Annotated in this window: 17 protein-coding genes; 8 read left to right on the forward strand and 9 right to left on the reverse strand. The window is 41.9% G+C overall.

Annotation, left to right across the window (positions count from 1 at the left end):
• The first annotated feature begins 18 nt into the window (after positions 1-18).
• Positions 19-1251 (forward strand): NADP-dependent isocitrate dehydrogenase, encoded by a 1233-nt coding sequence (locus LX64_RS22430; RefSeq protein ID WP_111599937.1) that lies wholly within the window; start codon positions 19-21, stop codon positions 1249-1251.
• 819 nt (positions 1252-2070) lie between these two features.
• Here the strand turns inward: LX64_RS22430 and LX64_RS22435 are convergent.
• From LX64_RS22435 to LX64_RS22465, 7 genes are all read right to left on the reverse strand, one after another.
• Complete coding sequence (locus tag LX64_RS22435; protein WP_158538710.1) at positions 2071-3720, reverse strand: L,D-transpeptidase family protein; 1650 nt, start codon at positions 3718-3720, stop codon at positions 2071-2073.
• A gap of 222 nt (positions 3721-3942) precedes the next feature.
• Positions 3943-4485 carry a helix-turn-helix domain-containing protein gene (locus LX64_RS22440; RefSeq protein WP_111599939.1) on the reverse strand — a complete coding sequence of 181 codons (543 nt, stop codon included), beginning with the start codon at positions 4483-4485 and terminating at the stop codon, positions 3943-3945.
• A 42-nt stretch (positions 4486-4527) separates the two neighbouring features.
• Complete coding sequence (locus LX64_RS22445) at positions 4528-5400, reverse strand: transporter family protein (protein ID WP_148707430.1); 873 nt, start codon at positions 5398-5400, stop codon at positions 4528-4530.
• Positions 5401-5427: 27 nt separating this feature from the next.
• Positions 5428-5976 (reverse strand): heavy-metal-associated domain-containing protein, encoded by a 549-nt coding sequence (locus LX64_RS22450; RefSeq protein ID WP_111599941.1) that lies wholly within the window; start codon positions 5974-5976, stop codon positions 5428-5430.
• Between the two features lie 103 nt (positions 5977-6079).
• Positions 6080-6472 carry an HYC_CC_PP family protein gene (locus LX64_RS22455; protein WP_111599942.1) on the reverse strand — a complete coding sequence of 131 codons (393 nt, stop codon included), beginning with the start codon at positions 6470-6472 and terminating at the stop codon, positions 6080-6082.
• Between the two features lie 164 nt (positions 6473-6636).
• A complete protein-coding gene (locus LX64_RS22460) occupies positions 6637-8607 on the reverse strand; it encodes a putative porin (protein WP_111599943.1) in 1971 nt (656 codons plus the stop codon).
• 22 nt (positions 8608-8629) lie between these two features.
• Entirely contained in the window at positions 8630-9451 is an 822-nt protein-coding gene (locus tag LX64_RS22465; protein ID WP_111599944.1) for a purine-nucleoside phosphorylase, read from the reverse strand.
• A gap of 257 nt (positions 9452-9708) precedes the next feature.
• Between LX64_RS22465 and sucC the strand changes: the two genes are divergently transcribed.
• From sucC to LX64_RS22495, 6 genes are all read left to right on the forward strand, one after another.
• Entirely contained in the window at positions 9709-10923 is a 1215-nt protein-coding gene (gene sucC / locus LX64_RS22470) for an ADP-forming succinate--CoA ligase subunit beta (RefSeq protein ID WP_111599945.1), read from the forward strand.
• Positions 10924-11131: 208 nt separating this feature from the next.
• Positions 11132-12145, forward strand: a complete 1014-nt coding sequence (locus tag LX64_RS22475) for a DUF4407 domain-containing protein (protein WP_111599946.1) — start codon at positions 11132-11134, stop codon at positions 12143-12145.
• A gap of 81 nt (positions 12146-12226) precedes the next feature.
• Positions 12227-13363, forward strand: a complete 1137-nt coding sequence (locus LX64_RS22480) for an alpha/beta hydrolase-fold protein (protein ID WP_158538711.1) — start codon at positions 12227-12229, stop codon at positions 13361-13363.
• Positions 13364-13423: 60 nt separating this feature from the next.
• Complete coding sequence (locus LX64_RS22485; protein WP_111599948.1) at positions 13424-15313, forward strand: DUF4139 domain-containing protein; 1890 nt, start codon at positions 13424-13426, stop codon at positions 15311-15313.
• Positions 15314-15452: 139 nt separating this feature from the next.
• Entirely contained in the window at positions 15453-16385 is a 933-nt protein-coding gene (locus LX64_RS22490; protein WP_111599949.1) for a M20/M25/M40 family metallo-hydrolase, read from the forward strand.
• 247 nt (positions 16386-16632) lie between these two features.
• Entirely contained in the window at positions 16633-18330 is a 1698-nt protein-coding gene (locus tag LX64_RS22495; protein ID WP_111599950.1) for a sensor histidine kinase, read from the forward strand.
• Positions 18331-18413: 83 nt separating this feature from the next.
• On the opposite strand, the gene LX64_RS22500 is transcribed toward LX64_RS22495, so the two are convergent.
• On the reverse strand, positions 18414-20837 hold the full coding sequence (locus LX64_RS22500) for a transglycosylase domain-containing protein (RefSeq protein WP_158538712.1): 2424 nt from the start codon (positions 20835-20837) through the stop codon (positions 18414-18416).
• Between the two features lie 82 nt (positions 20838-20919).
• Positions 20920-24024: a type IX secretion system periplasmic lipoprotein PorW/SprE gene (porW, locus tag LX64_RS22505; RefSeq protein ID WP_111599952.1), complete on the reverse strand. Its 3105-nt coding sequence runs from the start codon at positions 24022-24024 to the stop codon at positions 20920-20922.
• 156 nt (positions 24025-24180) lie between these two features.
• Here porW and LX64_RS22510 point away from each other — a divergent pair, with 156 nt between their 5' ends.
• Positions 24181-24609, forward strand: coding sequence for a hypothetical protein (locus tag LX64_RS22510; protein ID WP_111599953.1), 429 nt, complete (start codon positions 24181-24183; stop codon positions 24607-24609).
• Positions 24610-24701: the final 92 nt, after the last annotated feature.

A 24701-nucleotide genomic window follows, 5' to 3' on the forward strand; every position in this document is an offset into this window, starting at 1 on the left:
TTTATTAAAAATCCTGAAATGTCTACAAAAATTAAAGTTGCAAACCCTGTAGTAGAACTGGATGGCGATGAAATGACACGCATCATCTGGAAGTTTATTAAAGACAAATTGATCACGCCATACTTGGACTTAGATATTAAATACTATGACCTTGGCATGGAACACCGTGATGCTACTAACGACCAAGTTACGGTAGATGCTGCAAACGCAATCCGTGAGTATGGTGTTGGTATCAAATGTGCAACTATTACCCCCGATGAAGCGCGCGTAACAGAATTTGGCCTTAAACAAATGTGGAAATCACCAAACGGTACTATCCGTAATATCTTGGATGGTACAGTTTTCCGTGAACCAATCGTTATGAGCAATGTTCCACGTTTAGTTCCTAACTGGACTGCTCCTATCTGTATCGGTCGTCACGCTTTCGGTGATCAATACCGCGCTACCGATTTCATTACGAAAGGTAAAGGTAAATTGACCATCAAGTTTGAAGGTGAAAACGGAGAAGTAATCGAACACGAAGTATACAACTTTAAAGGTGATGGCGTTGCTTTAGCAATGTACAATACCGACGAATCTATCCGCGGTTTCGCTCGCGCTTGTTTCAACCAAGCGTTGATGAAAAAATGGCCTTTGTACTTATCTACAAAGAACACCATTTTGAAGAAATACGACGGTCGTTTCAAAGATATCTTTGAAGAAGTTTACCAACAAGAATTCAAAGCTGAATTCGATAAAAATGGCTTGACTTACGAACACCGTTTGATCGATGACATGGTGGCTTCTGCTTTAAAATGGAACGGTAACTTCGTTTGGGCTTGTAAAAACTACGACGGTGACGTACAATCTGATACTGTTGCACAAGGTTTCGGCTCTTTGGGCTTGATGACGTCTACATTGATTACCCCAGACGGTAAAACAATGGAAGCGGAAGCTGCTCACGGTACCGTAACTCGTCACTACCGCGATCACCAAGCTGGTAAACCAACTTCAACTAACCCAATCGCGTCTATCTTCGCATGGACTCGTGGTTTAGAATTCCGTGGTAAATTAGATAACAACCAAGAGTTAATTCACTTCTGTCAAGCCCTCGAACAAGTTTGTATCGAAACTGTAGAGAGCGGTAAAATGACGAAAGATTTGGCTGTTTGTATCCACGGTAACAAAGTAGAACACGGTAAACATTATTTGTATACTGAAGAGTTCTTAGAAGCTTTGGACACTAACTTGAAAGCGAAATTGAATAAATAGTTTTTCCAATTTCTTTATATTAAGATCCCCGTTGTGTTTTATGCATAACGGGGATTTTTATTTTCTGCCGAAGGCGGTGGAAGATGGTTTTGCCGAAGGCGGAAGATGGTTTAGTTTAGTTTTATTTTAATGATCGGCCATTCTAGTTTCAATTACATCCTATGTTGTTACTTTCTTTGCTCGCCAAAGAAAGTAACCAAAGAAAGGCGAAAAACGCCCCGTGAACGACGGGGGCGTTTTATCGGGGCCTTGATTGGGCAGTGGGGGTACTGTGGTGCCAAGCTGTAGGTTCTCTTTATATTTGGAACCTATAAGCCTAAGGGGGCTTTATTCATTTCCAGTACTGGCATAAATTTTAGTCGCAATTCATCCCAAAGAGGCAATTTCCGCAAACTGGTTCGTACAATATAACTCTGGAATAACGCCTACACTGTTCCCTATCAACCCAAACCCTTATTCAATACAGTTACATTCCTATTAACACATAATCCCTTAAAGCCAGATTCTTAGTTAAAATACTATAAGTAACATGTAGCCATCATGTTCTTCCCAAGTACTTTCCATGTAAATTCTAAGTAGTTTCCATGTAAGTTCCATGTAAATCCATGTAATTACATAGTAGTTGATATATACTTGTTATACTATCTTATCGGTTTCGCCTTTATTTACACTTATATATCTTTCAGCTAATAGTTGGCTTCCATTTAATTACCCTATACGCTAAGCGCGCAAACATCCTAAGCAGGGCTAAATGCGTCAGTGGGCATAAAAAAACCTTTCCCGTTGGGGAAAGGTTCCTGTTTAACTTGTATTACAGTGTTACAAGCCCATTGCTTTACGCAGGGTTTTATCTTCACCATAAATATCTTCGTAGAACTGCATCTTGCCATCGCGGGCTTCGGCAGTGAAGTAGCGGATGTAAATGGGTAACCTTCCGGGGAAGTTTACTTGCTTTTTCTCGCCACGGGCGAGCCATGTACGAACGCTATCGCGGGTATTGTGGCGGATCGTGTCGTTGCGAACAAGGTACATCGCTAGGCTATCCCATTGTTGTACGCGTACACAGCCATGACTAAGGGCACGGTAGCTGTTTTTGAACAGGCCACGGCTATTGGTGTCATGTAGATATACATGGTAAGGGTTCTGGAAGTTAAACTTCATGACACCCAAGCTGTTATCTACACCATCCATTTGACGGAGTACATATGGAAAGTAATTTTTCGACAATTTCGACCAGTCGATGCTATAAGGATCAACGGCTTCACCGTCTTTATTGATTACTTCGAGGTTCTTTTTGTGTAAGTAACCAACATCTTTTTTGATTTGAGGCAGCATTTCTTTGAATACAATGCTGTACGGCACACGCCAATATGGGTATAGTACAAAGTTGGTCATTGTGCTTATTAAAATCGGGGTACGCGTTTTTGGGGTACCTACAATTACACGGGATGATAACACCACTTCGTTACTATCCGTTAACTCCATATTATAAGCTGGAATATTCACCCATAATAATCTTACCGGTAACGAGTCGGGGAGCTTACGCCAGCGGTCTAAGTTAACTGCGGCTTGGGCAAACCAGTCATTCATGTTGCGGTTGAGAAGTTGGATGGTTTTCTTGCCAGCTACGCCGTCGGGATATACGTTAAATTCCGTTTGAAAGCTTTTTACGGCTTGTCGTATGGCTGATGTGTCTTTCCTACCACCCGTGGTATCCAAATGAGCCGTTTGTACTAAGCGGTTGGCAAGCAATTCTCGGAAAGCAACTGTATCAGTGTATTGACTTGGAAGCGTATCCCAAGTATATTGGCTGTACAAATCTTTAAAGGCCTTCCATTCTTTCTTTAAGCCTACGTAACCGGCATGTTTGGGTTCCAAATTAGCAAATGCTGTTTCCAAGGAATTGGATTGTAATGCTGCTTGCAACATTTCAATCATGTCCATATCTGAAAATACGGAATCCTTACGAAGTGCATTACTATCACGTGGGGCAATACCATAATGTAAATCGTTGGCGAGTTTCATGAATGCATCGGTGGCCATCACGTCCATACGTGCCCATAAGGCAGCGTCTTTCTTAGCTTCGCGGTCGTTATGCAATTGATCCAATGCGGCTGCTAACGCGGCAGCATGGTAACGTTTCGGTGGTAACCCCACGTACTCGGCGTTCTGCACATACGATACTAATTCCTTTAAATTGCCAGATGCTTGGCCGTTGTTCGACCATTTCGGTGCATTTTCATAGATCTCGTAAAAACTTTGCAGGAGATTGGAGCTGTAAACGGGTACACTGTCTTCCATAAAATGATTATTGTCGATATAGGATAACCTATCTGCAATGTTTCCAACAATAATCTCATCGAGTTGACGAACATCTTGCACTATTTCTTTCTGCTTCGGCGGTTGTTTTTTAGATCCGCAGGCGGCGAGAAATAATATGAGCAATATCCATCCATGTGTTCTTTTCAAGGGTAACATCATATTAATTCAGTAGCTAATGTACACATTTTGCAAACATCCTGCCAGTCTTCGATTGTTAATGTTTGGCTAATAGGATGTACTGTATTACAAAAAGAAAAAGCAACCCAGGGGTTGCTTTTTCCTACTACTATTTACAACAGTTCTTTTTAACAAAAAGTCCTTGCAAAATTCTACCGATCTTCAATAATATCGCTTTCATTGTCACCCGGTTTAAATGGCATCCAGCGGCTTTCTTTCCGCCGAGCCGGCTTGTTTAAATTGACTCGGCGTCATGCCTGTTACTTTTTTAAACTGTGCGCTCAAATGTGCTACGCTACTGTATCCCAATTTAATCGCAATCTCGCTCAACGTCAGATCTCCATATAGCAACAATTCTTTCACACGCTCAATTTTCTGGTGAATAATGTATTGTTCGATGGTTGTTCCCTCTTGCTCACTAAACAACTTACTCAAGGTGTTATAATCCTTATGTAACTTCTGCGATAACAAGGTGGAAAAGTTCTCTTTCAATTCATCCAATTCACCATAATGCACAGTTTCCACTACCAAGTTTTTGATGGCTTCCACCACCTGCATTTTCTTATCATCCAACAACTCAAATCCTTCCGCCGTTAATTGCTCCGATACCGTTTGCAATTCCTGTTGCGTTAAGGTTCTATCTATCGTCACTTTTCCCAAAGTGGCTGCTTGTACAGGTATTCCTAGCGCTGTTAAAGTAGTGCTAACCACTTTAATACAACGTGGGCAAACCATGTTTTTTATATATAAAGTTGAGGAGTTCATATTGTTTGCTGCCTACTTTCTCTTTTTAAAAGCGTTGAAAATATTATGTTCCACTCGCACTAAATACTGGCTGTACAACATTTGGCGCTGCATATCGCCTGCTAACTGCGTACGGTACGAAAAATCTAAGCGCGTTGTACTGTTAAAAATGAACTGGATCGCGGGTGCCACGTCTACATAATAACCCGTTTTGCCTGCATCCATGTTCGATTTACCCAGGAACTCTACGTACAAATTCATGTTCGTTTGCTCGTAGCTTTTGTATTTCTTCGGGAACAATAAATACCCGGCCGATATACTATAATTCACAGCATTGCGTGATAAATCGTCTAAGATATTATGGTTCACGTTATTCGTGTACCTATTGTAACCCAAAGTACCCGAAAGCGCCAATTTGTGGAGCAATTCCGTTGCCACAATGCCCACGTTCGCACCCGATGCTCCTCCTTCTAAATCCAAATCCTCGTTCTTCGCATGCATCACCGGCTTTCCATCGGCACCTGTTGGCAAATAAGGGTTGTCAATCACCGATACTCTCGCATACGCAGCCATACGGAAATGCGCATGGGGCTGGTCGTTCGATAAAAACCTGTATTTCGCATATACACTCGCACCTTCAAAACGGATGTTATCTTGCATCACGTTACCAAAGAAAGTTTGACCATGCATCATCCAGTTCTTATTAATACCTACCATCATTTCCGGGTCGAAACGCATGGCCGTACGCTGGTCGTGCTGCATTTTCATGAACTTGTTTGTTAAACGGAGTCCTAACGACTTAGCGGGCATGTTACTCGCCGGTTCACTGTTGACGTACAATTCTTGGGCTTTTACACTGGTAAACCCTAAGCTGCATAGCAGCATCATTCCTACAAATCTTCTCATGAGTCTTATAAATTAACAGCTGAAACATTAGATAGTTACGTGGTAAACACGTTTAGAATTGGTTGTACCAGGTGTATGGCAACAATCTTGCATGAAGCCGGTTTTGATACAAGCCATTTTCGTTTGTTCGCTGTATTTTTTATAAGATTTCGCTGGAATGAAGTCTTTATCTACTACGGTAAAGCTTTTTTCCCCGTTCAATGTTTGATCCTTTACAGATACAAAGTGAAGGGTATTACCATTATAATTAATGTGTGCGTCGTTGCTGATTTTTACATTGTCGAAATCAGCAGTTACCACCAATTTAGCTACAGAGAATCCTGCATCTTCTACTTTAGCGCGCATTTCATCAATGCTTACGTTAGCGTCTTTTTTGAAGTTAAGGATGAAGGTTGTATTCTCTAAATCTGTATCAATGCTTTCTACGAAAGGCAATGTTTGTAAAGATTTTAAGGTAGCGTTTGAACACATTGCGCAAGTTAAGCCGCTGGCTTGGAGAGATGCTTTTTTATATTGAGCGTTAGCTGAAAAAGTAAATAATGTAACGAATGCTGCGATGAATGTGAATAGTTTCATGATCTAATAATTTGTTGCATACACGTTGGCATGCGGGGGAATAAATAAGTGAATACATAAGGGTGGAGATGTAGCCGCATAAAATAGCAGCATACCCTTGGTATCAGATCAAGAAAGCGTTGTGTTGAATGTAGAGGGGCTCTTGTGATGATAGCCCTGGTGGTGCATTTGCCCGTGGTTGGTTGGTAATGATCGAAACGGGTAAATCGATAGTAGGGAATTCCAACACCGGTAAAGCAATGGCAGCGAATAATGGCTGCATATCACCTTGTGTTTTAGCCACTTGGTGTTCGTTCGCCATTTTGAGGTATTTCACCTCGTGCTTGCAACAGTTGCTTTTCCCGTCGGCCCGGCCGCATTTGTTACAGCTGGCATGTTTGGGTTCTTGAAGCTTTACTTCCGCTATTTTGCCCATGCAATAGTGCACATTCACTGTAAACCCACTTGTGATGATGGTGTACAGTACAGCAATTAATATGGTAAGTAGTTTCTTCATTTGATAAGGCGAAAATACTAAAAGATTCACATATGGCTGTTTACATAATTATGGGTAAGTTTTATATCGTGCCTAACTTTTTGAATTTAACATTTCGTTACCATAACAAAAAATGTCCTGCTTGTTAAGCAGGACATTAGATATAATAAGTAATTATAGTTCGATTAGTTCACAAACCACCAACGGATACCCAGGCGGAACTGGAATTTATTGCCCGGGTAGAGCGGTCCGTTCATATTAGGATTCCAAATGAGGGCATTGAGGTTTTCGCCACGTACAAATGCTGTGAAGGATTTCACGCGGAAGTTTACGAATGCTGCCACATCGGGTTTGTTAGAAATTTTCAAGGTGTCTTGGTAGATGAACTGGCCAAATAAAGGCGAGTAATCATCTGCATAGTAGGCTGTATTGTACTTGATTTCCAAGCCCGTAAACAGGTTCAAGTTCTTATATAATGTTCCATCATACCCAACCCGATGGCGCGTCCATATAGTTGGTAACTGTACCGGCGAGCTGCCATGGATTTGTTGGAAGGCCACTTCAGCCATCCAATTAAAGCTTTTCACTTTGAAATGCTTGTTCACATAAACCTGTAACACGTTGAATATGCCGTTTACTTGGGCACTGTGCTGGTAATCGCGGAAGTAAGTAAAGTTATTATAGATGAAGTAATTCACATATAACGAGTACCGCAGTTTAGCGTTCGATGCCGCAAATTGTAACTGGGTAATGTTTTCTTTATTCAAGGAACTATTCAACCAATACGCCTGGTTCACACTAAAGAACTGGTATACGTACGAAGGTGTTTGGTTCACGTTCTTCGCCATAATACTGATGTTCCCCAGCCGCTCGTTCAAGTACCTACTCAACCTTCCACTTACATTATAATCGCCCCGGTTGGCGCCCAACAAGTAAAACTCGCCCATTGCCTGTAAATCCCACTTCTGGTTGCGGGTTTTATTACGGTATTCACCATGCAACCTGAAATTATAGAACTGGGCAATGGCATCGGTCATTTTACCGTCGATATTATCTATCGTAGCCCCCACTTTCAAAAAGTGTCCAAGGTTACCTAGTTGAGGGAACGAGATCAAACTCACGTCGTTCGACATAATCTTCCATGTTTGCTTGGTACGCAAGGTATCGCCCGCTGCTGTAGAGGGTTTGAAACCGTAATGGTTGATGTAAAACGTGGTGTCTGGCGAAGCATCTTGGAATCCGTAAGTGTTTTGCGTATAGCTAAACGTATGCTGAATGCGGAACCTCGGTTGATAACGCCAATAATCTGTTGTATCGTTAATATGAATAGTATCGCCCTTGCCCCAATCGTAGCTATGTTGGTACAATATGCTGGCTTCTTGGTATTGCGATTTAGTAGGGATGGTACTGTTGAAGAAGGAACTGGACTGAATATTCGCGCCACCCAAGTTCGTTGGAATGGTACGGGTTTGCTTATAATCCGGGTCGCTCAAGTAAGAGGTACTCACAATACCACCGTTTTCACCACCATTGATTTTATTCAAATAGTAGCTGAGGTTCGCGTTATAACGCTTGTTGGGCGTGTTATAGCGCGCGGTGAAGGTGTATGTATCGTGGTTGGTATTCTGGTTCCGGTAGTAGCCGGGTGCATTTACCTTTTGATAATCGAAGTAAAAGTTGAATTTCTCCGTCCTGTTCTGGGTATGCGAAAGGCCAATAACCTGCTCTTGCTTGCTACCAATTAGGTAAGTAAGCTCGGAGTATGGTCGGTTCGTATTGAAGAACTTGGCATCGCTATGGTCGTGACTATACACGTCATACGCATGGAAACCGGCGTCAAATCCACCTGTCATCCTCGGTGTAAAAAGGATGTTTTTCGCGGCATTTCCTAAGTTCCCGAGGGTATAATAGTTAGCGGGGATACCTAAGAATTTCTTTTGAAAATCGTTGATCGACGAGTCCAGTTTGAAATCAGTGGGTTCGCCGAGGTACTTGTATCGAAGTGTTAATGTATCTGGATCGTGCTGGTGTGATGTAGTATCGCGACGCATTCCCCCGCCACCACCGCCGCCGCTAATGCCGCGGGTGTTAAATTGGGCGTACGAAGAGAGTGCAAAGCAAGTCAAAAATCCTATGCAAAAGAATAAATGCCTCATTCGATTATGATGTACGATTGTATTATAGTTGTTGAATCAATTCGCTAAAAATCAATGTAAGCTTAGGTTCTGCCGCGTTTGCCGCCTCTAAAACTTCTTCATGCGTAATCACATTCTCTTCTTCACGAATCCCGATATCGGTGATCACACTCATGGCAAACACCTTCATACCGCCGTGGATGGCAACAATTACTTCCGGCACGGTGCTCATACCTACGGCATCGCCCCCGATAATGTGCATGAATTTATACTCGGCACGGGTTTCGAAAGTAGGGCCTTGAACGCCCACATATACGCCGTTATGCACAAAAATATTGTTATCGGCAGCAATCTTTTGCGCTGCTTGTATCAAAGATTTGGCATATGGTTCACTCATATCCGGGAAACGTGGTCCGAGTGTATTATCGTTCTTTCCGCGTAATGGGTGTTCGGGTTGTAAGTTGATATGATCGGTGATGATCATCAAGTCGCCTACGGCGAAAGCTTGGTTCATACCACCGGCTGCATTCGATAATAACAAAGTTTCTACACCGAGTGCTTTCATTACCCTAATGGGGAAAGTAACGGCTTGCATAGAATGACCTTCATAGTAATGGAACCTACCCGCCATGGCAATTACTTGTTTGCCTTTTAGGGTACCGATGATAAGTTTGCCGCTGTGGCCTTCTACCGTAGCTGGTGGAAAGTGCGGAATATCATTATATGAAATAGCTGCTGTAGCTTGGATTTCGTTGGCTAAATTACCCAAACCGCTGCCTAACACAATACCTATCTTCGCTTCTATAGCGGCTTTGGACCGAATAAAGGCACAAGCCTCATCAATTTGTTGTAGTAAATTACTCATAATTACGAATATTGAACGCTGACAGTATACGAAGATGCATCTTTTTTTTCTTCCACCCCATTCAGCAATTATGCCCGGCAAAGTTAATTGTATATAACATACCGCGCGGTTTAAATTAAAGGAACCGAATACATAATTTAATAATACGAGGAAACAACTACTCCTAGCGCCCCTTCACGCTCTTCACCCCAATTTTATAATATTAGTTATTTGCATTTAGTCCATAAAGTCCTATTTTAGCGGCAAATTTTATTCCGATGAACTTACACGAGTACCAGTCTAAGGAACTGTTGAAGAAATATAATGTACCAGTACAAGAAGGTATACCGGTAGATACTCCAGAGGCTGCGGCAGAAGCATACAAGCAACTGAAAGTGCAGTTTGGCAACGAATTCGCTGTTGTAAAAGCACAAATTCACGCTGGTGGCCGCGGTAAAGGTAAAATTAGGGGCACGGAACAACGCGGTGTTGCCGTTGGCAAAAACGCTGAAGATGTTAAAACCATTGCAGGCAATATCCTTGGCGGTACTTTGGTAACTATTCAAACTGGTGAAGCTGGTAAAGTAGTAAACAAAGTATTGGTAGCGCAAGACGTGTACTACCCTGGTCCTAACCCAATTAAAGAGTTCTATCTCTCTATCTTGTTAGACCGTGCCAAAGCACAAAACGTAATCATGTACTCTACTGAAGGTGGTATGGACATTGAAGAAGTGGCCCATAACACACCTGATAAAATATTCAAAGTATGGGTTGCTCCAAACTTACCATTACAAGGTTACCAAGCGCGTAAAATCGCTTTCGACCTCGGTTTGTCTGGTGAAGCTCACAAAAACATGGTGAAATTCGTCACTAACTTGTACAATGCGTACGTTGGTTTGGATGCAGCTATGTTGGAAATCAACCCGCTATTCAAAACTTCTGATGAGAAAATCATCGCGGTTGACTGTAAATTAAACTTGGATGACAACGCTTTAATGCGCCACCCAGATTTAGTTGCATTGCGCGACATCACAGAAGAAGATCCTACAGAAGTAGAAGCTGGTCAATTCAACCTTAACTACGTGAAATTAGATGGTAACGTAGGTTGTATGGTGAATGGTGCCGGTTTAGCTATGGCTACTATGGATATGATCAAATTGAGCGGTGGTGAGCCTGCGAACTTCTTGGACGTAGGTGGTACTGCTAACGCACAAACTGTAGAAGCAGGTTTCCGCATCATCTTGAAAGATCCTAAAGTAAAAGCAATTTTGATCAACATCTTCGGTGGTATCGTTCGTTGCGACCGTGTTGCGCAAGGTGTAATCGATGCTTATAACTCTATCGGCGACATTAAAGTACCTATCATCGTTCGTTTGCAAGGTACTAACGCTGCTGAAGCGAAAGCATTGATTGAAAACAGTGGCTTGAAAGTACAATCAGCAATCTTGTTAAGTGAAGCAGCTGAATTGGTACAGAAAGCAGTTTCTGCATAATCAATATTTTTTCCAATATTTGGGTCCCTCTCCATGCCTTGGAGAGGGATTTTTTTTGCACTCATCACTTATTTCCGCAATTCCACAATTATTTCCCCCACCGCTTCGTTTTAACTCGTAATTTCGTAGAACATCCTTCCTTATATATGTCTTCCTCGGGCGAATGTTCGTATTATTTCGTCGCACCTTTATCTATTGAATTATATATATGCAAAGCATCCGTAACTTTTTCCTTTTATGCAGTGGCGCTTATGTGCCCTTACTCAAACGCGCCCCATCCGAAATGAATAAATACGCCGGTATTGGCGGAACAATATTTTTCACGGGTTTATTAGCAGCTTTATCAGGCGGCTTTGCCTTGTGGACCGTTTTCAGGGAACCTTGGGCGGCTGTGCTGTTTGGGTTAGCCTGGGGTTTGATGATCTTTAACTTAGACCGTTACATTGTGGCTTCTATGAAGAAACGGGATAATACGTGGGCCGAAATTAGGATGGCTATTCCCCGTATTATATTGGCTATTCTCATTGCAACTGTCATTTCTAAACCCTTGGAATTGCAAATCTTCAATAAAGAGATCAAGGCCGAATTGATCATCATGGAACAAGAAAAACTCAAAACACAGGAAGACAAAGTGAAATTGAGGTTCCAAGGTCGCATCGATTCGTTGCAAGTTCAAGTAGGCAAGTTAAAAGCCGAATTACAAGAAAGAACTACCCACCGTGATAGCCTTCTCTTACTTGCTCAACAAGAAGCCGATGGTACAGGGGGCTCCAGGGTGAAAAACCTCGGTCCTATCTACAAAGCTAAAAAAGCCGATGCCGACAGTGCTACTGCCTCTTTAAAGTTATTAAGCGATCGTAACACTAAGCTTATCGATACCTTAGAGAAAGAAATCGCCATGGGTCAAACCAAAATCGATTCTACCATCAACAACCTCCAACGCGAAAGCATGGACGGTTTCGCCAATAGGCTAGATGCTTTAGGGAAGTTAACGGAAGCTAGTACGCCTATGTGGTTCGCGAACTGGTTCATTATCTTATTATTTATTGCGCTAGAAACAGCCCCTGTGTTTGTGAAGCTAATTTCGCCACGTGGCCCGTACGATGATCTATTAGAACAGCATGAATACAGTTTCATTATTCACAAAGATGAACGTAAAACAAGGCTGAAACGGGATAGTGATCGTCGATTAGAAAAAGACGAGAAAGATTATAAAGGATAATATTAAAACGGGGCTTATATGCCCCGTTTTTGTTGCTTACATCTCCGCAATTTTATAGTTTTATGTAAACCCTGGCTCTTTATGTCAACCAACAAAATCTACTTATTCGTATTATTCTGTTGTTGTACCAGTACGCTTTTTGCACAAAGCTTAACAATACCTTCCAAAATACTGCAAGAACAACGGCATATTTGGGTGCACCTTCCTCCCGGTTACAACGAGCAAACAAGCACGTGTTATCCCGTTATCTATGTGTTAGATGGGAATGTGCATTATAAGTACGTAGCTGAAGCGGTGGATTACTTAGCCTCTTATGATGTAAACCGTATGCCACGGGCCATTGTAGTAGGTATTGAACATGAAGACCGTGGTAAGGATTTAAACTTACAACATGCACAGTTGCCCAATGGGACGCAGGATAGCGCTATTAGGAAAGATATGGGGGCCCCGTTATTCACACAATTCCTCCAACAAGAATTAGTTCCTTACATAGACCAACATTATAGAACTGCTCAATACCGCGTTTTAATAGGTCATTCTTTAGCTGGTTTATTTGCGCTATACACAAAGCTCAATGCACCCCAATTATTCAATTATACCATTCTAATTAGCCCAGCTTTAGGTGGTATCAATTCACAACTAACGAACGAATTCGATCGCTTCCTTCAACACACAAATACTCCCGGTAAATACTTTATTAGTATTGGTGATGAAGATACGATCCAAGTAAAAAGGATCGTACACATATTAACAATTCATAACAAATCGCTCGTACAATTTGTGTATAAAAAGTATGATGATGAAAACCATTTCTCTGTGCCATACAAAAGTGTATTTGACGCGTTGAAGTTTGGCTTCTCTCTTTGGTTTTTAGATAATTATAGTGATGAAATAGTAAGCTGGTCGATGATAGAACAACGATACGCGAAATTGTCTGCTGAATTTGGTTGCGCCTTCATTCCGAATGAAGACTTTCTCAATAATATGGGCTATAAACAATTGCGAGCTCGAAATGTAAAAGAAGCCATATTAATCTTTCAAAAGAATGTCTCATTTTACCCGAACAGCGCAAATGTATATGATAGTTTAGGCGAAGCATATTTGAAGAATGGCGACACGAAACTTGCTATACAATCGTATGAAAAAGCAGTAGCCCTTGATCCTTCCAATGAAAATGCGAAAGTAGTTTTAACAAAACTAAAACAGTCGCAACAATGATGTAAGAAACGGCGCTTATGGAATCTACAATTTTCACGCATCCTATGAAAAAAGAAACATATGATGCGTGCCATACTTATATTCTCCTCTATCATATGCATGCACTTTAATAGTGATGCGCAGCAGAAAAATAAAATCCCCGTTACGTCGAAAATCGATCATGTAACCGTTTACTTACAAGGCGCACAAATTACGCGCTCTGCTTCCGCCAATATTCCACAAGGTGCAAGTACACTGGTTTTTAGTAACATATCTCCCGAAATTGACGAGAAAAGTATTCAAGTAGCCGGTGAAGGAAAATTCACTATTCTTTCCGTTGCCCGTGAAAGAAATGCATTGATTGCACCCGCACAAAGAGAAGAATTGGAACAACTAGAAACTTCACTAGAAAGCTTGCGGGAAAGAATTGAACGCGAACAATATTTGCTTCAAATATATGATAGTGAAGAAAAGATTTTAACCGCCAATCAAAGTGTAGGCGGTACGCAGAATGGCTCGAAACCGCTCGACTTGAAAGAGATGTTAGACTTCCAACGCACACGCAAAACAGAATTGATCGATAAAAAAGTAGCGACTAATAAACTCATTAAAAAACTACAAGCCGATCAATACAAAATAAGTCTTCAAATAAATACGCTTAAAACAAATGCCAATAGCACCAATGACTTACTGGTAAACATTCAAACCGACAAGCCTCTGAATGGGAAATTAATGCTCCAATACTATGTGAAGAATGCGAGCTGGCATCCCACGTACGATATCCGTGTAGAAAATATCGCCAAGCCCATGAACATCAACTTCCGAGCAAACGTATACCAACGCAGCGGCGAAGATTGGAACAATGTGAAGCTTAGCTTATCTACCGGGAACCCCGATGAGAAGAATACTAAGCCCGAACTTACACCTTGGTATGCTAACCTGTACAATAACCAAACAGAACTGAACTACGCACGTTTACAAACAAAACCTACCGACAATAGGTTTACCGGCCGTGTGATCGATGAGAATGGACAACCTATTATAGGTGCTACTTTACAAGTAACTGGTCGAACCATTGGGGTTGTAACGGATCAAGAAGGGAAATACGCCATTCAGATGCCCGGCAATAACAGGGAAGTAACGGTTACTTCAATAGGTTATGATCAAAAGCAAATACGCTTAATTAGCAATAATCAAAATATTCAACTGGCTACATCTTCACAACTATTGCAGGAAGTTGTTGTTACAGGTTATAGTTCAGAAAGCGATTTTGCGGGCCGTGTAGCAGGCGTACAAGCTGAAGCCAAAGCGAAAAAATCTTTTGCCGCCCCCGTACCGGTGGACATGACAGAAAGTTATAAACCTACAACTGTTACATTCGATATTTTACTACCATATACGATTGCCTCTAATAACGCCCCCATCATTGTTAATATCAAGCAAACAGAGGCTCCTACGATTTACAATTATGTAGCTATTCCTAAACTGGAAAAAAGTGCTTACTTAATCGCCGGTATTACCGATTGGGAAAGCTTAAACCTCATGGAAGGCGAAGCCAACATCTATTTTGAAGATACCTACCTCGGTAAATCATTACTCGACTTTTCGAATGCTGGAGATACGTTAATGATTTCACTCGGCAAAGACAAAAACATTCTTGTCAACCGCACACTCGAAAAAGATTACTCGAAAAAACAATTGATCGGCAACTATAAAACAGCATATAAAAACTGGTACATCACAGTACGTAACAACCGCCAGCAGCCAATTAACCTCACCTTGTACGATCAACTACCCATACCACTCTCTCGCGAGGTGGAATTGTTAAAAACCAACACAGATGGCGGTAACGTGGATGACGTAACGAAAGAAGTGAGTTGGAAACTAACAATTGCACCCGGTAAAGAAGAATCCCGCCGCTTCGAATACGGCGTAAAATTCCCGAAAGACAAATTGCTCAATTTTCAATAATAGGGTTGTTTATATATGAATGGAAAAGAACGGTTCCTGCTATGTGGGAACCGTTTCTTATTTTGATAATATTTGCACCGATCTTAATACTATTTGTACTTCCCATGTTTCATTGCGCCTGAATCCATATTTTTGCCAGATGATGAAAAAGCAATTGTTATTGGTGGTGAGCGCATTGAGCCTTTCGCTCGCAACTTTCGCGCAAGATTATTTGCCTTCGGCAGAGCGTATTCAGAAAACTGTGAACTACTTAGCGGCAGATAAGCTTCAAGGTCGTGGCACAGGCACAAAGGGCGGAAAGAAAGCGTCGGAATTTGTGAAGAAACAATTCAAAGCCCTAGGCCTTCAACCAGGTAACGGCAACACTTATTTCCAAGATTTTAAGTTCGATAAGAAAACACATACTAACTTGCCGAGCCGTAACGTAATTGCATATCTCGACAACCATGCAGCTAATACTATTATCATTGGCGCCCATTACGATCACCTAGGTAAAGGTGAATTGTTTGATGGCAGATATCCGAACGAGATACATAATGGTGCCGATGACAATGCTTCTGGTGTAGCGGGTTTATTAGAATTAGCACGTTATTACAAACAAAACAATATCACCGAGCAATTCAACTTCCTCTTTATTGCTTTTGGTGGTGAAGAATTGGGATTACACGGCTCTAAATACTTTACGGAAAATCCTACCATCGCATTAAATACAGTGAGCTTCATGCTTAACATGGATATGATCGGTCGTTACAACCCTGAACGCGGCATTGGTATTGGCGGGTATGCTACAGCTTTGGAATGGCCAGCCATTTTTAAAGATGTTCAGCAAGATGGGATTAAATATTTCACCGATGGTAGCGGTAAAGGCGCTAGCGATCATCATAACTTCTACATGAAAAACATCCCTGTTATGTTTCTTCACACTGGCGGCCACGACGATTACCATAAGCCAACCGATGATGCTCCTAAATTACAAGCTACATCGGAAGCGGGTATTCTCAACCTAGCCATTTCATTGATGAACAAAGCAATGGCATACCCTAAATTAACGTTCACCTCTTCTGAGAAATAAAATTTAATCTCTCTATATAATTAAAAAACGTCCGTGGCTTAAAGTGCTGCGGACGTTTTTTTTGCGCTGGTTTATCGGCGAATCCTTACTATTAAACATCCTTGCGTCGCACTCCTCAGCTTGGGAATTGGCAAGGAACTGAAATAAAAAATGCCTTAACTTTAAACAAGACCGCTATCTGGTATGTAGATTGTATATTTCACATTGTTTAACGCTACGAAAACCTAATTAATCAGCCGATTTCGATATGATGGACGACAGCTTCGCAAACAATAGTTTACAAACGAGCACAGAACAACTGAAAACAAGTATTTCCGTAGCCGGGAACCTAGACCTCTACCGTGCACTGTATGATACGATTGATGAAGGGGTGGTAATTATGGAACTGGAACGGGATGAAGCAGGGAATATCCAAGATATTCTTTACTTAGAAGTGAACCCATCATTTGAACGCCACACAGGTTGGACAAACGTTGTAGGCAAGCGTGCCAGCGAATTGGTTCCCCATCTTGAGAAAGTTTTCCTCGATAATGTACAACATGTAGCAGATACAGGCGAACCTACCCGTATTGAAGAGTATACGGCCGACATGAATCGTTGGCTAAATGTTCTCTACTTACGTATCGGCGAGAGAGGAAGCCCTTACTTAGCCGCCGTATTTAGTGATGTAACAGAGCGAAAACGAACTGAAAGCTCACTCTATGAAAGCGAAGAGCGACATGCGTTTTTACTCAAATTAAGTGATGAACTTCGTGCTGAAACCACACCTAACGATGTAGGAAACCGCGCAACGCAAATAGTTGCCGAATACTTCAAATCCGATCGATGCTATACTTGCAGAGTATTGCCCAGCGAAAAAACCAGCTTTGTTGTACACGAATTCAATAAGCCAGGCTTAAACTCCATGTTGGGAGAATACAAGTTCAAAGATTATCCGTTAGCGACTACATTAATGGCGGCCAAAACTTTAGCTATTCATGATGTAGCAACAGACCCCAATTTGTCGGAACTAGATAGAATATCGTATAGCGCCATTCCTCTCAATTCCTTCATTTGCGTAATGCTGAAAAAAGGAAAGGATTTCGTTTGGTCATTTGTAATAGGCATGAAAGGCACGAGAAATTGGACAACCAACGAAGTACGCCTCACAGAAGAACTGGCAGAACGAATTTGGTCGGCTATCGAACGTACCCAAAATGAACAAGATCTCCGTCAAACTGCTGCGGCCTTAAGGGAAAATGAATGGCAATTGAAGCAATTACTCAAGCTACGCGACGAGTTTATCGCTATTGCCAGCCACGAGTTAAAAACGCCTGTTACCAGCATTAAAACCTACGCCGAAATTGTGCAGGAACGTATGATTGAAAAGAACCTCGTAGAAGAAAGCGACATCCTAAAACGCTTAAACGCCCAGATTGATCGCTTAACGGTACTGATCAACGACCTTCTCGACACCACTAAAACCGCCGAAGGCAAACTCAGCTTCCAATTCGGACCTACCAATATGAATGAAGTTATCCAAGAACGTCTTGAAGAAATACGCGGCGCCACTTCTCATACCTTCTGCCTGGAATTGTCGGCTTTGCCAGATGCCATGGCCGATAAGGAAAGGATTGGGCAAGTTGTATCTAACTTACTCACAAATGCTATTAAATATTCCCCTGCCAAATCAACCATCACCATCTCTAGTACAGCACTGCCAAATGGCGTAGAATTGAGTGTACGTGATGAAGGTTACGGTATATCCATAGAAGATCAAGCCAAGATTTTCGATAGGTTTTACCGCGTTACAGATAATAAAATGGATACTTTTCCCGGTATGGGATTAGGCTTGTATATTTCTTCACAAATAGTACAGCGCCACCAAGGTATGCTAAGGGTTGAAAGTGAATTGGGGAAAGGTTCGAAGTTTGTGTTTTCTATCCCGTTGAAGCGGGAAGGGTAACTATTTACATCATCAACATTCCTATCATAAAAAAAGCTCCTGCAAGTATTACTTACAGGAGCTTTTTTTTATTGTTTAGCTGCTTATTGTCCGCCACCAGGTTTTGGTTTCGGAGGGTATTGCGCTTTCGGCTCAGTACCTGCAGGCTTCGTGTCTTTTTCTTTCTCTTTCTTCTCTTTCTCTTCGCGTGCTTTAGCTTCTTTATCAGCTTCTGCTTCTGCTTTTTTCACGTCGATCACTTCATCACCATAACCACCGTAATCTTCAACAGTACCATTACCGGCATTCTCAACTTCAGCGCCCGGCTGTACGTTCGTTTCGTAGTTTAGGAAGATATCGTCGTGGAGTGATGCAGGGATTGGGAACGTAGTTTTAGTATCGTAACCCAATGATTTGTCTTGCAACACTTTTTGGTAGAAGTAAGCCCAAATTGGTAAGCCTGTATTGGCACCTTGTCCCATGGCTGTAGACGAGAAGCGGAGATAGTTGTTATCACAACCTACCCAAGCACCGGCTAACAATTGTGGCGTGTAACCAATAAACCAACCATCGGTGTTATCGTTCGTAGTACCAGTTTTACCGGCGATTTCACCTTGTAAGTTATAACGGAAGCGTAAACGAGCACCTGTACCACCTGAAGTAGTAACACCTTCCATCATTTTCACCATGGTATAAGCGTTGGTTTCATTGATGACTTCCCGTTTTTCACTCGCAAATGTTTCGAGGATATTACCATAACGATCTTCAATACGTGTGATGTAGGTAGGTTTGGTAATCATACCACGACCAGGGAACATTGTATACGCTTGCAACATCTCGTACAATGATATTTCAGACACACCCAAAGCAATCGAAGGGTACGGTTCAATCTTCGTAGAAAACTTAATCTCGGAGTTCACAAAGTTTGCAAAAGCTTTCGGGTTCAATGTTTTAATCAAGTATACCGATACCAAGTTCAGCGATTTCGCCAAGGCACCCGCCATTGAAATAGTACCGCCTACAGACCCTTCCGAGTTGCGGCTGATCGTCCAGTTACCAATCGTTACCGGTTCATTCGGTAACATGGTGTTTGGAGAAATACCGTTGATCAAAGCAAAGCAATACAAGAATGGTTTGAAAGTAGAACCAACTTGGCGACGTGTTTTATACACGTGATCATTCTTGAAGTAACGGAAATCCGGTCCACCTACCCAAGCCTTTACTTCCCCATTAATAGGGTCCATGGCCATGAAACCAGCTTGTAATACTGCTCTCATGTACTTAATAGAATCGATCGGCGTCATTACCGTATCAATTTCATTTACCGACGGGTCAGTAAAGCTCTTCCAGCTAAATACTTTCATCTTCGTTGGGGTGTTGAATTGCTTCTTCACCTCTTCTTTGATTTGATCGTCGGTAATATCTGGTGTGTTTTTAATGATCTGGTAGCGTTCAGTTTGTACTACGAACGAGTCTAACTGGGCCGACCATTTCTTCCAAACACTACCTGATTTAATATCGTTTTGTTGGTAGAATACTTTTTGGAGGTCTTTTAAGTGGTGCATCACCGCTTCTTCCGCGTATATCTGCATACGTGGGTTGATGGTGGTGTAGATTTTAAGACCGTCGCGGTAGAGGTTATAATTGGAACCATCGGCTTTCTTGTGGTTAGCACACCAGGTTTTCAATTCACCACGCAACACTTCTCTAAAGTAAGGCGCTAAACCTTTGTTATGATCTATTTTGTTATAGCGTAAAACGATCGGTAAGCTCTTTGTTTTTTCCCCTTCGGCAGCCGTTAAGTAATTGTTTTTCACCATTTGGTCGAGCACGGTGTTTCTACGTTTCAATGCTTCGTAAGGATTACGGCGAGGGTTGTACAAGGTTACCCCTTTCAACATACCCACTAAAGTAGCCGCTTCTTCCACGCTAAGGCGCGAAGGATCTTTACTAAAAAACGTACGAGCACCGTTTTCGATACCATATACGTTATCGCCGAAAGCGACGGTATTTAAATAAAGAGTAATAATTTCTTCTTTCGTGAAGTTACGTTCAAGTTTTACAGCAATCACCCATTCAGTTAGCTTTTGGAAAGCACGCTTAATGGGGTTGGACGCGCGCATACCTGCACCATTGTCGGCTTGGAGGTTCAGCGCTAACTGTTGTGTGATAGTACTGGAACCACGTTTCTTCCCTACTAACAAATAGAAAGGGATAGCCATGGTACTACGGGCATCGATACCGGAGTGACTATAAAAGCGTTCATCTTCTGTAGCGATCAACGCATTAATAACATTCTTCGAAATATCGTTGTATTCTACATTCGAGCGATCAACTTGGTAATATTTACCCATTACGGTACCATCATCGGCCAATACTTCGGAGGCCAATGCAGCGCGTGGGTTTTCTAATTCTTCCATGGATGGCATATTGCCGATGATACGGAAGTTGATAAGCAAAAGGATAATTAAAAACAATCCCAGCCCACCTAAGACCGTCAGCCACAATATTTTAACCGATTTCTTCATATAATGCATTAAATTAAGTGCAACAGCGGCACAAAACTATTGAAAATTATTACTAATAGGTACTAATATGCTGTTAAACTCTTTACTGGTAATTTCCAAGGAAAAACTTCTTATACCCTTCTATGTCTTTCGTTGTGTTGAGCAAGATAAAGTTGTCACGTGAAATAATAAACAATGTGTAATCCACTGGTTTTATTCTCGGGATAATCGTTGTAGGCGCTTGTTTCTCTATCTCTTCCAAGTAATCTAAGGCAGATTGTTCGTTCGGGAATAACCTGAAAATAAGCATTACTTCTGTTGGCGTTAAAACGAAACTACTAGCCTCGATTTTGTCGTTTACGTGCTTCTCGGCATTGTATTTCGAAAATTGTGCCACACCTTCATCTATCAACGCTTTTTCAACTCTTTTGAACGATAATACAACGAAATGGGGATTCGCTGCCTTCAAATCTTCAGGACCCAATTTATAGGGCGTCACCGGTTTTTCTACCACAGGTGCAGCTGGCGCCGCAGCTATAGCTGGCGCATTTTTCGCTACAGAATCTGTAAATGCTTTCTTCACAGCGGCTGAATCCACCAAGTTAGGCTGGGGATTTTGCCAAGGATAACGCATTGTTACGTTTTCATCCACTTTGGCCGTATTCTTCGCATCAATTGGTTGGTTTTGAAGGGAAGATAAATACCCTACAATTTCCTGCTTCCTGTCTAAAACGTTCAGCATGCCTTGTGCTTGGTTAATAATAGCATCATCAGCCGGGTATTTCGTAATCACGTTTGCAATTGCTTTCTTACCATTCTCTTCGTCGCCCAATTTCACCAATGCCATCCCCTCTAAGAGGTCGAATTGTGCTTGGTGAGGGTATATTTTATAGAGCGAATCGGCTTGGCGTTTATTGTCAATCACCACGCTGTAATTGCCCGATAAGTAATTAATATATGCCGAATCGTACAGGGCCAGGGCGCCTTTCTTCACATCGTCGCTCGCACTTTCAATTTTACCTACTTTAATAAGGGTAGCGTAATTGGTATGGCCAAACTGGTTTAAGAGTTGATTTTTGTATAAATCGGCGGTATTGGGGTTGTTGATCTTGTTATTCCAAACATACAACGAGTACAATACTTCTGGCTTTTTCTCGTATGCGGGGTAGCGTTGTAAAAGAGTATCGTATGTTTTTATACCATCTTTGTAATTCTCAAGTTTGTCGCTGTACAATTTACCCAAATCGTAATATGATGCTTGTTGCTTGCGCTTGCTGGCATCCATTTGGGCGCCTGTTAATGGCAAGTTTTCTACTAACATATCTACGGTAATACTATCGGCTGGTAGTCTTTCCAGGTTTTTCGCTACTAACTGCGCTTCCACACTGTCGATGCCACTCATATCCAAAGGCTCGTTATTCCCCTTTGGTGCACCGGCTAACCCAGCGGCAGAAGATCTACGCCAGTTATCCACAGGTGCCCTGTTCCCCCAACGTTTCTTAAACTCTTGTAAACCACTCGATTTTGTTACTTGGTTGTAGAAGTACCAATCGCCAGATCCATCATCATACCCTCCAGCAGCAGAACCATTTTGCGGGTTGTTGCGGTAGAAAGGATTACTGTTGATTAAACGTTGCTGGGTAACGGCCGCGTTCGGTGCTACATAGTTGCTATAGTTCCCTTGTTGCTGGTTATTAGCTTGGTTTGCACGCATGCGGGCCGTGTTCTTGATTTCACCTAAACGTTTCTCTAAAAACACGTTCCTCGCCGAAGGGTCCATCTTAGCTATTTGTTGCAAGCTGTCTTCTTGGCGAATTAATTTAATGTGTGCGTCGATTTGACTCAATACATCTTTCCTAGCATTTACGATATCGGCGCCAACAAAATCGGGCGGCATAATAGCCGCTACGCTATCGTAGTACACCTTGGCACCGGCAAAGTTTTTAGCGCCGTAGCGCATATCGGCCAATGCTTTGTAGGTAACAGCGCGTTGTACTTGGTTATTACTTTCTACGGTTAAGGCCTTCTGCAGGTAAGTTTCGGCAAGGCCGGGATCTTTCTCCAAGGCAATTTCTGCCATGGTATAGTAAATAATGTCTTTATACGGGATAAAATTCTCTTTCCTTAACATCCGTTGCAAGGCTTCGATGCTTTGTTCTGGTGTACCGCCTGTAGAAAGGATATTGGCTTTGGCCACTTGTAACCTTGCCTGGAAATCCATTAAAGCATCGGGCTTGGTATCGATCACTTTTTGGAAGCAATAGAGTGAGCTATCGAACTTTTTCTGCGAAGCGTAAATCTGGCCAAGAATAAAGTACATTCTTGCTCTTTGGTTACGGTTATCGCTGTGCTTAATGGCAATCTTCAGCGGTTCTACCGTTTCGTTATAGCGTTGCTGTTTGTAGTATTGGAAGGCCTTCATTTCTGCCAAGTTGCCTTTGAGGCGCTTAGGGAAATAAGGGTCGTCGGTGAGTACGTTTAGGAGCGACTGTGCATCGTCGTACTGCTCTTGTTCGAGGTGCACTTTGGCTTGCCAGAGGAACGCGTCGTTCCTAGAGGCTGGGTGTTTGAATTTACCGAAGAAACCTTTTCTTTTTTCGCGGGTGGCGATTGAAAGTTGGTTATCGGTATTGGTACCAATCACGGTTTTATATTCTTTCTTCTTTTTAGGGGCGAAGGTGGTATTGATGTATTGAAAGGTTTTGGTAGCGTTCTCCCAGTCCGTTTTATAATAATAGGCTTTCCCGATGATGAAATAGCAGTCGTCGATCCATTTCCCACGGGGATCGTGGATATGGATGGCGATGGAAGCTCTTTGGATCACTGAATCCAGGTCGGATTGGTTGAGGTTGAGGCTTTCCGGCGAGTAAGGATAGAATGGCAAGAAGGCTGCGTAGTTATCTACTCTTTGCTGGTTGATACCGTCGAGGATACCTGCTAATTGGAGTTTCGCATGATAGTAATAATTGTACCGCGTGGTCATATCTTGGAAGAACTTCCTCTTCCATGTCCATCTTTTCGCCATCATCTTTTCAGACGGCGTTCTTTTGTCCACTGTTTTGGGAGTTGGAGTGGTCGTAGCAGTAGATGATTGCGTGGTGGTGGATGCGTTTTTCGGCTTGATTAATTGGCCTGTAGCAAGTTGACAATTAAACAAGAGCATTCCGATTGCGCAAGCACCGATATATAAAAAGCGGATACAATTCATGTATACAGGGTGAATAAAAGCGAATATATATAACTACGTAGACGAAAAAATATTTTAAAGATATGATAATTTTTTTCTTTGCTAGGAGACTAGGAGAATTTGTTTAACTTTAGCGCCCTAATAAGGATTGTTTTTAGAAACCGATATCAAACAGTCATGGCCGGAGAAAGCAAAAGCAGTAAAAATATCAAACCAAACAAAAACAAAGGGAAACGCTTAGAACGTTTGCAGCATAAATACCGTTTGGTAATTATGAATGACGACACATACGAAGAAGTGACCTCTTTCCGTTTATCTCGCATGAGTGTTTATGTGGCCATGAGTACCGTGTTTGTATTATTGGTAGCCATCACTGTAGCTACTGTTGTTTTCACACCATTACGTTATTATATCCCTGGGTATGGTGATTTGAAGCAACGTAAAGAATATTTAACATTGAAAATGAGGGCCGATTCAATGCAAAAGGCCATTATTGCACGCGACCAATATCTTGAGAATGTGAAGCAGGTGATTAACGGAAGTTTCACCGGTAAGTTGGATACTACCTTATTAAAGGTACCTAAGCAAGACAACAGTACATATTAATTAGGATTTCATACAACTGGATAGGATTGATTTAACCGGCTCGGCATAGAATTCGGTGAGATTAACTTATATGTTATAATTATTTACTATCT

The sequence above is a fragment of the Chitinophaga skermanii genome (assembly GCF_003259335.1).
In the GTDB taxonomy this organism is placed as follows: domain Bacteria; phylum Bacteroidota; class Bacteroidia; order Chitinophagales; family Chitinophagaceae; genus Chitinophaga; species Chitinophaga skermanii.

Coding starts and splice junctions, on each gene's coding strand:
- LX64_RS22495 (WP_111599950.1), top strand. CDS start 16,633: ATGATGGACGACAGCTTCGCAAACAATAGTTTACAAACGAGCACAGAA.
- LX64_RS22460 (WP_111599943.1), bottom strand. CDS start 8,607: ATGAGGCATTTATTCTTTTGCATAGGATTTTTGACTTGCTTTGCACTC.
- LX64_RS22480 (WP_158538711.1), top strand. CDS start 12,227: ATGTCAACCAACAAAATCTACTTATTCGTATTATTCTGTTGTTGTACC.
- LX64_RS22440 (WP_111599939.1), bottom strand. CDS start 4,485: ATGGTTTGCCCACGTTGTATTAAAGTGGTTAGCACTACTTTAACAGCG.
- LX64_RS22450 (WP_111599941.1), bottom strand. CDS start 5,976: ATGAAACTATTCACATTCATCGCAGCATTCGTTACATTATTTACTTTT.
- LX64_RS22485 (WP_111599948.1), top strand. CDS start 13,424: ATGATGCGTGCCATACTTATATTCTCCTCTATCATATGCATGCACTTT.
- LX64_RS22455 (WP_111599942.1), bottom strand. CDS start 6,472: ATGAAGAAACTACTTACCATATTAATTGCTGTACTGTACACCATCATC.
- sucC (WP_111599945.1), top strand. CDS start 9,709: ATGAACTTACACGAGTACCAGTCTAAGGAACTGTTGAAGAAATATAAT.
- LX64_RS22490 (WP_111599949.1), top strand. CDS start 15,453: ATGATGAAAAAGCAATTGTTATTGGTGGTGAGCGCATTGAGCCTTTCG.
- LX64_RS22500 (WP_158538712.1), bottom strand. CDS start 20,837: ATGAAGAAATCGGTTAAAATATTGTGGCTGACGGTCTTAGGTGGGCTG.
- LX64_RS22475 (WP_111599946.1), top strand. CDS start 11,132: ATGCAAAGCATCCGTAACTTTTTCCTTTTATGCAGTGGCGCTTATGTG.
- LX64_RS22430 (WP_111599937.1), top strand. CDS start 19: ATGTCTACAAAAATTAAAGTTGCAAACCCTGTAGTAGAACTGGATGGC.
- LX64_RS22445 (WP_148707430.1), bottom strand. CDS start 5,400: ATGAGAAGATTTGTAGGAATGATGCTGCTATGCAGCTTAGGGTTTACC.
- LX64_RS22465 (WP_111599944.1), bottom strand. CDS start 9,451: ATGAGTAATTTACTACAACAAATTGATGAGGCTTGTGCCTTTATTCGG.
- LX64_RS22510 (WP_111599953.1), top strand. CDS start 24,181: ATGGCCGGAGAAAGCAAAAGCAGTAAAAATATCAAACCAAACAAAAAC.
- porW (WP_111599952.1), bottom strand. CDS start 24,024: ATGAATTGTATCCGCTTTTTATATATCGGTGCTTGCGCAATCGGAATG.